This window comes from Ruegeria sp. YTSC192, assembly GCF_059609705.1.
Window position 1 is genome coordinate 129,823 of sequence record NZ_JBXWMG010000003.1, and the last position, 9,144, is coordinate 138,966.

Here is a 9,144-nt window from a genome sequence, read left to right on the forward strand (position 1 = left end):
ATTGTCAGTTTCCGGGCGGCGTATAGGCCCCGACCAGTTTCGCAGCCTTCTTCTGAACCGCCACGAAGTCCTTCGCTTTCCAGGCCCTTGCGGTTTCTATTTTGGATACCGCGCCCGAGGCGGCGACCGCCATACCCACCGCAACTGCGTCCGTCTCATCTGGTGCTTCGCTGATAACAACCACGTCGTTATCCCCCGTCGTGATGTAGAACGCCAAAAGCTTGGCACCGACCTTCTTCAATAGTGCTTTTACGGCGTCCGTCCGATCGGATGGTTTGCCGACCATCCCCTTAACGCCTTTTTGTGAGTATGATGCATAGGTGATGAAAATAGACATGGATGCCTCCTGACTGAAGTTGAGGGACCTTTGATTGGGCCGGTCCTTTGGCCTGAAATCCGATCCGAGGCCCGCTAAGGCACGGCTACCAGCCAGACGCCGAGAATGATCAGCGCCGCACCGGTTGCAGGCACCAGCCACATGGCGCGCGGCATCAGCTTCTCCAACGCGACGTAAATGGCGACGCCGACAATCCAATAGAGGTTCATCACTCCACCCACGAACAGCAGCAGCATCAAGGCCCAGCAGCAGCCCAGACAATAAGCCCCGTGCAGCGCGCCGGTGCGGAAGGCGCCATAGGCATAAGGTCTGTTATGGTCGGCCAGAAAACGCGCCGGGCTACGGCAGTGGCGCAGACAGGCGGTTTTGAGGCTAGACAGTTGGTACAGCCCCGCTGCGATCATAACGCACCCGGCCGCCGTCCGAGAACGGATGGTCATCATAGGGCCATCGGACAGTCCAACACCTTCCAGCAGCCATTGTGCACCGGTCGCCAGCACACTGAACAAGGCCCAGGCCACCATATAGCCGGCCAGAAAAAACAGGCTCAGCCGCGCCGCATTGGCCTTGTCCGGCCCGACCCGTTTCAACGCCATGAACAGCAGAACAGTGGGGGCGGCGCTGGGTGTCATCATCGCGATCATCATCACCCACCACATCAGGAAGATCAGCACGGCATAGAGCGGCGTCCAATGTACCTCAGTTGCCATCTGCATTGGGTTGCCAATTGGGCGGGCCATCCGGGTCATGTCCACGGCGGTCATGTTCATGCCGACCCCGGCAATCGTATACCACGACGCAGCCAGAATAATCAGCGCGACACAGACCAGAACAACGCCGCGGTCATGCCGAAGCACCTGATCGAGCACTCGGAGCTGAGGAGAGTGTTCAGTCATGGGAAGCCTTGCCTACGGGCCCAGAACCCCATGTCCCGAGATGTTGAGATGTGCCAGATGCGCGTGGGTCGCATCAAAGGCAACGCTGATCGCCGCGCCCGTGGTCTGGGCCGAGCCCGAAGCCGCCTCGGCGGTGCGGTACTCGAACCCGTTGGGCAGATGGAACGCCGCGCGATGCGGGTCCCCTGTCACGATATTGGGGATCGGTCTGACCTTTACATTGAACACACCTGTCACATTCGCATGACCTGTGCGGTCTTCGCGGCTCCAGTCCAGTTCGATTGGGACGAAAAGGGTGTCGTGTTTCTTGGGCGCCATTGCGCTGAAGACGTACCACATGGTCGCCATTTCATCGGTGTCTTCACCAGACATGATCGCCTGCAACGCGGCGCGCTGATCGGCAGAGGCGCTTTCGTCGATGATCAATTGCATTTGGCCATTGCCTTCATGGATCGGGCCGGGCCAGGAATACACGCCTGCTGCCCGCACACCGGCAATATCTGTGTCGCCGTAGTGGCCGGATTCGATATCAAAGACCACGACGGCTTCGCAATTGCCGTGGGTGGGTAGAACACTGAATTGGCATGGGCAGCCGAAGTTGCAGTTACAATTGGCCAGCTCTTCGGCCTGCAGTTTCCATTCTGTCATGATTAACCCCCAAACACGCTTAAACGTAGTCTGCCGTTGTAGGGTCGCGCCTGATCTGCGTACCTCGAAGGCCGGGCTTGGTGCCGGCTTCTGGGTTGTCCGAATTGCGCGATTATATCACGAAACCGTGATTGCGCCAAATCCGCTGCGGGCGCGCAACTCAGCTTTTGTGCGCCTCGCTTGCGGAATCCGGTTGACTCGGGCGCGCGACGGAGTAAAAGCGCACGCTCATAGGAATTCAACCGGAAGGCCCTGCCTTTTCGGACGCAGGAGATAACCATGGCGAAGCCGACGACAATCAAGATCCGCCTGAACTCGACCGCGGGCACGGGCCACTTCTACGTGACCAAGAAAAACGCGCGTACAATGACCGAGAAAATGACCATTCGTAAATACGATCCGGTCGTTCGGAAACATGTCGAGTACAAGGAAGGCAAGATCAAGTAATCTGCCGTTCCAATTGGACAATTCAAAAAGGGTTCTGCAGTGTCAGAGCCCTTTTTCTTTGCGATGCATGTACCAGTGTCGCCATGTGACAGGAACAGGTCCGTTGCAGGGACGCATCAGCGCCAAGCCCCTTCGCACCTGCCGCGGCTTGCTTTTTGCATCTCGCTACCGCTACGGTTTAGCAAATCGCCACAAAATGTTGACCGTCATGAAAAAAATCTTGCTACCGACAATCGCCGTTTTGACCCTCGCGGCTTGTGAGGACCCCTTTGACCGCCAAGGTGTCGGGTTCACCGGGATTGATGGTGAACCGCGTACGGTGTCCGATGTTCCGGGTGCCGTTGCCTTTGTGCCACCTGCGACCAATGTCCCCGCCGAGCTGGCCGAATTGCCCACCGTCTCGATCCTGTCCGATAAGGTCGAGATTGAAAAGATTGCAGGTGTTGCCATCGAAAATGGCGGCCAGTCGCCAGCCAACGCAGTCGAACTGTCAGGAAGCAGCCAGAACCTGTATCTGAGCACGGTGAAAGTGAATGGCACCCTGTTCGGCGTGGTTCGGACCCGCACCAACAGCGTTCGGGTCGACAATTCCGTGGGCTCGGTCTTTGGCAATGAAACCGAGCGTTTCACAGGTTGCCTGCCTGCCGGAGATGTATACCGCAAGGGTTCGTCCGATCGCAGCTCGGGCTTTGCGGTGCCGCTGAACTGCAGCTAATCCGGTCAAAGATCAGTATTTTGGAAAAAGGGCGGGGATTTTCCCCGCCCTGTTCTTTTGAGCCGACAGTTAGGTGCGCCAACAATGAAAGCGTTGGCCAGCCTCGAGGATACGGGCCAGATCGGGCCGCCTGAAATCAGGCCCTTGCCGAAAACACGCTTTCAGTGGCGTAATCAGCCGAACTCTGCGCCTACAGTTGCGAGGGCAACGCCGGTTTTTCACCGGTTTCCCTTTTAGCTTTCGACCGGAATCGAAAGAACCGTAGCGACATCATATTGGGTTCGGCGGTGGCTAGGTGCCGATACTCAGTATGCCATAGAAATCAGATTTCTTCGCTTGCAAAACCTGCCACGCGCGCCGTGGCGGTTTTATTTTTTCCGCTTGGGTACCGCGTTCCCGCCCTTTGCCGCAGCCGCACGCGCGCGGTTTTTCTTGCTGCTTGGCTTGCTCTTGGGCGGAGGCGGGCCTTTCGGACGGCGCGCAGGTTTCTTGTGCTGATCGCCCGAGGGCGCCTCATCACGTTTGGTCCGCGTTTCGGGCTTGGGTTTCTCGGCCGGTTTCCGGCGCGGTTTTGCGGGCTGAGGCTCAGCCGCGCGGGCCGGGCGTTCGTGGCGTTCTGGACGTTTCTTTCCTTTGAAGTCACGCTTGGGACCTTTGCGGCCAGCGCCCGAAAGGGCGGGCGGCGTGTCGAGTTGTACAAGGGTCTTGGTGCCTTCGACCGTCATCTCGGGGCCGATGGCCTTCAGGAAACCTTCAACGCTGCTTTCGCGAATCTCGATATAGCTTTCGGTGTCGGCAATGCGGATCGCCCCGATATCGGTCTTGGTGAGCTTACCGGCCTTGCACAACATGGGCAGCAGATAGCGCGGTGAGGCGTTTTCATTGTGTCCTTCCGACAGTGAAAACCACACGCTTGGGCCAAAGGGAACGTTCGGCTTTGGCGCAGCTTCTTGCGTGTCGCTCAGTTCCTCCGGGGCAGAATGCTTGCGCCCGTATTGACGCAGATAGGCAGCTGCCAGTTGCTGCGGTGAAAAGCGCGAAACCAGATCATCAACCAGACCACTTTCGCCCTCGGTCACATCCACGGTCCAATCATCCGAGCTGAACATCCGCTGCATGTCCTGCGCCTGAACCTCATCGGCCGAGGGCGCAACCCCCCAATCCGCGGTCAGTTTGGCGAATTTTAGCAGGCGTTGTGCCTTTTTGAATGATGCGGGCGGCACGATCAGCGCGCTGACGCCTTTCCGCCCGGCGCGTCCGGTTCGACCCGAGCGGTGCAGCAGCGTTTCATGGCTGTTCGGCAGTTCCGCGTGGATCACCAGATCAAGGTTCGGAAGGTCGATGCCGCGTGCGGCCACATCGGTCGCCACACAGACGCGGGCGCGCCCATCGCGCATGGCTTGCAGCGCGTTCGAACGTTCGCTTTGTGTCAGCTCTCCGGACAGGGCCACGACCGAGAATCCACGATTCGACAGCCGCGCCGTCAAACGGCTGACCATGGCGCGAGTGTTGCAGAAGATGATGGCGTTGGGGGCTTCGTAGAACCGCAGCACGTTGATGATTGCGTTCTCACCATCGCGCGGGGCCACATTCATCGCGCGATATTCGATATCGGCATGTTGCGTACGCTCGCTGACGGTGCTGACACGCTCGGCATCGCGCTGGTAGCGGGCGGCAAGAGAGGCGATGGCGCGCGGAACCGTCGCGGAAAACAGCAGGGTCTGACGCTCGGATGGGGTCTGTTCCAGAATGAACTCAAGATCTTCGCGGAAGCCTAGGTCGAGCATTTCGTCGGCTTCGTCCAATACCACGGCGCGCACAGCGGTCAGGTCAATCGACTCGCGCATGATATGGTCGCGCAGGCGGCCCGGCGTTGCGACCACGATATGCGCGCCACGGGCCAGCGCCCGCCGCTCGTCTCGCATATCCATGCCGCCGACACAGGACGCGATGAAAGCCCCTGCATCCGCATAGAGCCACGCCAGTTCACGTTTGACCTGCATCGCCAATTCGCGCGTCGGTGCGATGACCAGCGCCAAAGGCGCGCCAGCCTTATCAAAGACATCCGCGTCGCCCAGAACGGTCGGAGCGATGGCAAGGCCGAAGCCAATCGTTTTCCCTGATCCGGTCTGCGCCGAAACCAACATATCGCGACCTTGCAAGTCGGGTGCGGATACGGCGGTTTGGACAGGTGTCAGCGTGTCATACCCTTTGCGATCAAGGGCGTCTTGAAGTGTCTGTTTCATGGCTCGGCTCTTTGGGATGCTGCGGTCACCCTCAGAGCGTCTTATACGCGGATGATCGTCGAAGGGCACTCCTTACCGAGTGAGACGCCGGATGTATAGTGTGGAAAGCGGGCTGTGTGATCAAACACAGCATGAACGCTTGATGAAGGTTTTTTCAGAAAGGTTGCACCCGGTCCTGCGCCTTCCAATCTGTTGAACAGGCCACGGATGGCCGCAACCTCAGGGAGGGATCAGACCATGACCAGATTCATGACCGCCTCGGCAGCTGCTCTGGCCACGAGCCTCAGCCTTGCCACTGCTTCCATGGCAGAGACCACGCCAGACCTGCGCGGTACCTGGATGGGCAGCTACACCGCCGTTGGACCGAACCGGACCACAACCGGTGACGCGCCCCGGTTCAACAATGCGGAATGGGTGCTGGATATCCAGCAGCAGAAAGACAACGTGTTCTGGGGACCCAGCAAATGGCGATCCACCGCTGCAGGCGAGTGGCGTATGCTGGATGCCACGGGAACCATCAGCCTGGATGATCCGTCGCGCATCAGCATTGTCGAAAGCTCGGCCAACCCCGAGATTGGCGTGAACGCCCTGATCGATGCGCGGTATCAGGATGGCAAAATCTACGCAGATTTCCGTAGCCTGCGTCGAGGAACGACCTACAGCACCGTTCTGGAACGTCAGGTGAACTGAAGCGTTCCCGGCCCGGTCGGACTGTAGGGGGTACGGCTGCCGCCCGATTGTGAAAGCGGCAGGGTAGTAGGTAACCTCGTCCGGGTCGGGGCGCTTCTCAGTTTCAGCACTGCAGTTCGCCCCAAAAGGGCGGTCTGCTGTTGGCGCAACCTCAGTCGCGCCAAAGCCGGTGGGCTTTAAATTACAGCTTTTCCTGCACGTCCGATGCCGCGTTCTGGATCGCATCGCCCGCGTTTTCGATGTCTTTGCCTGCCCCTTTGGCGGTTTCGCAGGCGGTCAGTACAAACAGGCTCAGGCCAATCAGAATTACGCGGATCATGTCTTTCTCCTTCATGCTCGATCGCGCATTCGGTAGCACTATCTCACTGACAGGGCTAGCACTTTTGCAAGCCCGCAGCTTTGTTGCACGGGCTGCCGGAAAAGCTGCTAACGCCCGGTGTCGTTGCTGCAGAACAGCTCATAGACAGTGTCCAGCATACGACGTGACCGATCATCTGCCAGACGGTAGTAGATCGCTTTGCCGTCCCGACGCGGCGTCACCAGCCCCTCAAGCCGCAAGCGTGACAATTGCTGCGATACGGCGGCCTGACGGGCGGATAGCAGGGTCTCAAGCTCGGTGACGGATTTTTCGCCCGAGGCCAGGTGGCACAGGATCATCAGACGCCCTTCGTGGCTGATCGCCTTCAGAAAATTCGCCGCGCGCGACGCGTTTTCAACCATGCGCTCAAGCTCAGCAGTAGGGGTGTCCTGGGTCATTTGGGGGAGTGCCATTCTAACTTCGTTCCTTACGATCCCGCTGAGGCTGGTGCCAGCCTTCAACTTCTTTTCGGACGCACGCATCCAGTTTGCCTGTATTGCACTTTTGAGAGCATATGCATGAATCAAAATACCGTGATCAGATAAGCGGCGTAGCAAACGCCGCTGTCGGCTGAACTGCTGCGAGAGCATAAGGAGCGCGCAGCGGTGTATCCCGTGAACAGTTTGCTGGGTCGTTCTTGTCGGCCCCCCTTGCAGCCCCCCGGTGGCGACACTAAGACTCGGGTAACTCTTGTTGGGATATTGTCCCGATCCATAGCAAAGCAGGCAGGTTCCGAATGTTCGATCCAGTAGATACCTATATGAATACGCTCGTGCCCATGGTCGTTGAGCAGACCAGCCGTGGGGAGCGCGCCTATGATATTTTCTCGCGCCTGCTCAAAGAGCGGATCATCTTCATCAACGGACCGATTCACGACGGGATGAGCCATCTGATCGTCGCGCAGTTGCTGCACCTTGAGGCGGAAAACCCGAACAAGGAAATCTCGATGTACATCAACTCGCCCGGCGGCGTGGTGACCAGTGGTTTGTCGATTTATGATACAATGCAGTATATCAAGCCGAAATGTTCGACATTGGTCATCGGTCAGGCGGCCTCGATGGGGTCGGTTCTTTTGGCTGGTGGCGAGGCGGGAATGCGCTTCTCGTTGCCCAACAGCCGGATCATGGTTCACCAGCCCAGCGGCGGATATCAGGGCCAGGCCAGCGACATCATGATCCACGCGGCCGAGACGCAAAAACTGAAAGATCGCTTGTATGACATCTACGTGCGTCACACGGGTCAGACCAAGAAGGCGGTTGAAAAGGCTCTGGATCGTGACAACTTCATGAGTCCGGAAGAGGCCAAGGATTGGGGTCACATCGACGAGATCGTTGAAAACCGTGCCAAGATGAACACGGAAGAGGCCTAAAAAACACCCCCCGCGCGCCAAGTGCGGGGTCAATTTGAGATTGTAGCCGCCAGAGCGCTGGCCTAAGCTGCACGAACATGCGCAAGCGCGCCCCGGTGATAGGGGCGCAGGGACGAAGCCCGAAAGGTAGATCATGGCGACGAATTCAGGCGGTGACGGCAAAAACACGCTTTACTGCAGCTTTTGTGGAAAAAGCCAGCATGAGGTGCGCAAGCTGATCGCAGGCCCGACCGTTTTCATCTGTGATGAATGCGTCGAGCTGTGCATGGACATCATTCGTGAGGAGACAAAGGCCAGCGGTCTGAAATCCTCGGACGGGGTGCCGACGCCCAAGGACATCTGTGAAGTTCTGGACGACTATGTGATTGGCCAGGCGACTGCCAAACGGGTTCTGTCGGTTGCGGTCCACAACCACTACAAACGTCTGAACCACGCCCAGAAAGCGGGCGGCGATATTGAGCTGGCCAAGTCGAACATCCTGCTGATCGGCCCGACCGGTTGCGGCAAGACGCTGCTGGCCCAGACGCTGGCGCGTATTCTGGATGTGCCGTTCACCATGGCGGATGCCACTACGCTGACCGAAGCTGGCTATGTAGGTGAGGACGTCGAGAACATCATTCTGAAGCTGCTTCAGGCCAGTGAATACAATGTTGAACGCGCGCAGCGCGGCATCGTCTATATCGACGAAGTCGACAAGATTACGCGTAAGTCTGAAAATCCGTCTATCACTCGTGACGTCTCGGGTGAGGGTGTACAACAGGCGCTGCTGAAACTGATGGAAGGTACCGTGGCGTCGGTTCCGCCTCAGGGTGGCCGGAAGCATCCGCAGCAGGAGTTCCTTCAGGTCGACACCACCAATATCCTGTTTATCTGTGGCGGCGCGTTTGCCGGTCTGGATAGGATCATCGCGCAACGCGGCAAAGGCTCGGCAATGGGCTTTGGCGCTGACGTACGCGACAATGACGAACGGGGCGTTGGCGAAATATTCCAGGACCTTGAGCCGGAAGACTTGCTGAAATTCGGGTTGATCCCGGAATTCGTCGGTCGTCTGCCAGTTCTGGCCACGTTGGAGGACCTGGATGAGGATGCTTTGGTCACCATCCTGACCAAGCCCAAAAACGCTCTGGTCAAACAATACCAGCGTCTGTTCGAGCTTGAAGACGCCGATCTGTCCTTTACCGATGAGGCATTGAAGGCGATCGCGAAGAAAGCAATCGAACGTAAAACCGGCGCTCGGGGGCTGCGTTCGATCCTCGAAGATATCCTGCTGGACACGATGTTCGAACTTCCGGGCCTCAAGAATGTGACCGAAGTGGTGGTCAACGACGAGGCCGTGACCTCTGATTCCCAGCCGTTGATTATCTATGCCGATGCAGTACCGGAATCAGCGTCTGCCGGCTAAGGGTGAAGGGGGCGCTGCCCCCGCCGCCTTTCAGGC

The 9,144-nt window shown here is 58.3% G+C and carries 11 protein-coding genes and 1 riboswitch; of the genes, 5 read left to right on the top strand and 6 right to left on the bottom strand.

Translation table 11 applies throughout. The annotated features are described in order from the left end of the window. Positions 1–4: 4 nt before the first annotated feature. From AC2FD8_RS06115 to AC2FD8_RS06125, 3 genes are all read right to left on the bottom strand, one after another. Positions 5–337 (bottom strand): GYD domain-containing protein, encoded by a 333-nt coding sequence (locus AC2FD8_RS06115; protein WP_496854534.1) that lies wholly within the window; start codon positions 335–337, stop codon positions 5–7. 74 nt (positions 338–411) lie between these two features. After that, positions 412–1,233 (bottom strand): DUF2182 domain-containing protein, encoded by an 822-nt coding sequence (locus AC2FD8_RS06120; protein ID WP_496854535.1) that lies wholly within the window; start codon positions 1,231–1,233, stop codon positions 412–414. Positions 1,234–1,245: 12 nt separating this feature from the next. After that, positions 1,246–1,881 (bottom strand): DUF1326 domain-containing protein, encoded by a 636-nt coding sequence (locus tag AC2FD8_RS06125; RefSeq protein ID WP_496854536.1) that lies wholly within the window; start codon positions 1,879–1,881, stop codon positions 1,246–1,248. Positions 1,882–2,160: 279 nt separating this feature from the next. Here AC2FD8_RS06125 and rpmG point away from each other — a divergent pair, with 279 nt between their 5' ends. After that, positions 2,161–2,328, top strand: a complete 168-nt coding sequence (gene rpmG / locus AC2FD8_RS06130; RefSeq protein WP_037309480.1) for a 50S ribosomal protein L33 — start codon at positions 2,161–2,163, stop codon at positions 2,326–2,328. A gap of 208 nt (positions 2,329–2,536) precedes the next feature. After that, complete coding sequence (locus AC2FD8_RS06135; protein ID WP_496854537.1) at positions 2,537–3,043, top strand: hypothetical protein; 507 nt, start codon at positions 2,537–2,539, stop codon at positions 3,041–3,043. A 78-nt stretch (positions 3,044–3,121) separates the two neighbouring features. After that, positions 3,122–3,322: riboswitch (cobalamin riboswitch) on the bottom strand. An 89-nt stretch (positions 3,323–3,411) separates the two neighbouring features. Here the strand turns inward: AC2FD8_RS06135 and AC2FD8_RS06140 are convergent. After that, the gene (locus AC2FD8_RS06140; protein ID WP_496854538.1) at positions 3,412–5,289 is read right to left on the bottom strand and encodes a DEAD/DEAH box helicase; all 1,878 of its coding nucleotides are present in this window, start codon (positions 5,287–5,289) and stop codon (positions 3,412–3,414) included. A gap of 237 nt (positions 5,290–5,526) precedes the next feature. On the opposite strand from AC2FD8_RS06140, the gene AC2FD8_RS06145 reads away from it, so the two are divergent. Beyond that, positions 5,527–5,979: a hypothetical protein gene (locus tag AC2FD8_RS06145; RefSeq protein ID WP_496854539.1), complete on the top strand. Its 453-nt coding sequence runs from the start codon at positions 5,527–5,529 to the stop codon at positions 5,977–5,979. A gap of 181 nt (positions 5,980–6,160) precedes the next feature. On the opposite strand, the gene AC2FD8_RS06150 is transcribed toward AC2FD8_RS06145, so the two are convergent. Both AC2FD8_RS06150 and AC2FD8_RS06155 read right to left on the bottom strand, forming a co-directional pair. Continuing rightward, a complete protein-coding gene (locus tag AC2FD8_RS06150; protein WP_496854540.1) occupies positions 6,161–6,298 on the bottom strand; it encodes an entericidin A/B family lipoprotein in 138 nt (45 codons plus the stop codon). A 107-nt stretch (positions 6,299–6,405) separates the two neighbouring features. Continuing rightward, positions 6,406–6,750 (bottom strand): ArsR/SmtB family transcription factor, encoded by a 345-nt coding sequence (locus AC2FD8_RS06155; protein ID WP_496854541.1) that lies wholly within the window; start codon positions 6,748–6,750, stop codon positions 6,406–6,408. Positions 6,751–7,073: 323 nt separating this feature from the next. Between AC2FD8_RS06155 and AC2FD8_RS06160 the strand changes: the two genes are divergently transcribed. Next, positions 7,074–7,706, top strand: coding sequence for an ATP-dependent Clp protease proteolytic subunit (locus tag AC2FD8_RS06160; RefSeq protein ID WP_496854542.1), 633 nt, complete (start codon positions 7,074–7,076; stop codon positions 7,704–7,706). Between the two features lie 133 nt (positions 7,707–7,839). Beyond that, on the top strand, positions 7,840–9,108 hold the full coding sequence (clpX, locus tag AC2FD8_RS06165; RefSeq protein ID WP_496854543.1) for an ATP-dependent Clp protease ATP-binding subunit ClpX: 1,269 nt from the start codon (positions 7,840–7,842) through the stop codon (positions 9,106–9,108). Positions 9,109–9,144: the final 36 nt, after the last annotated feature.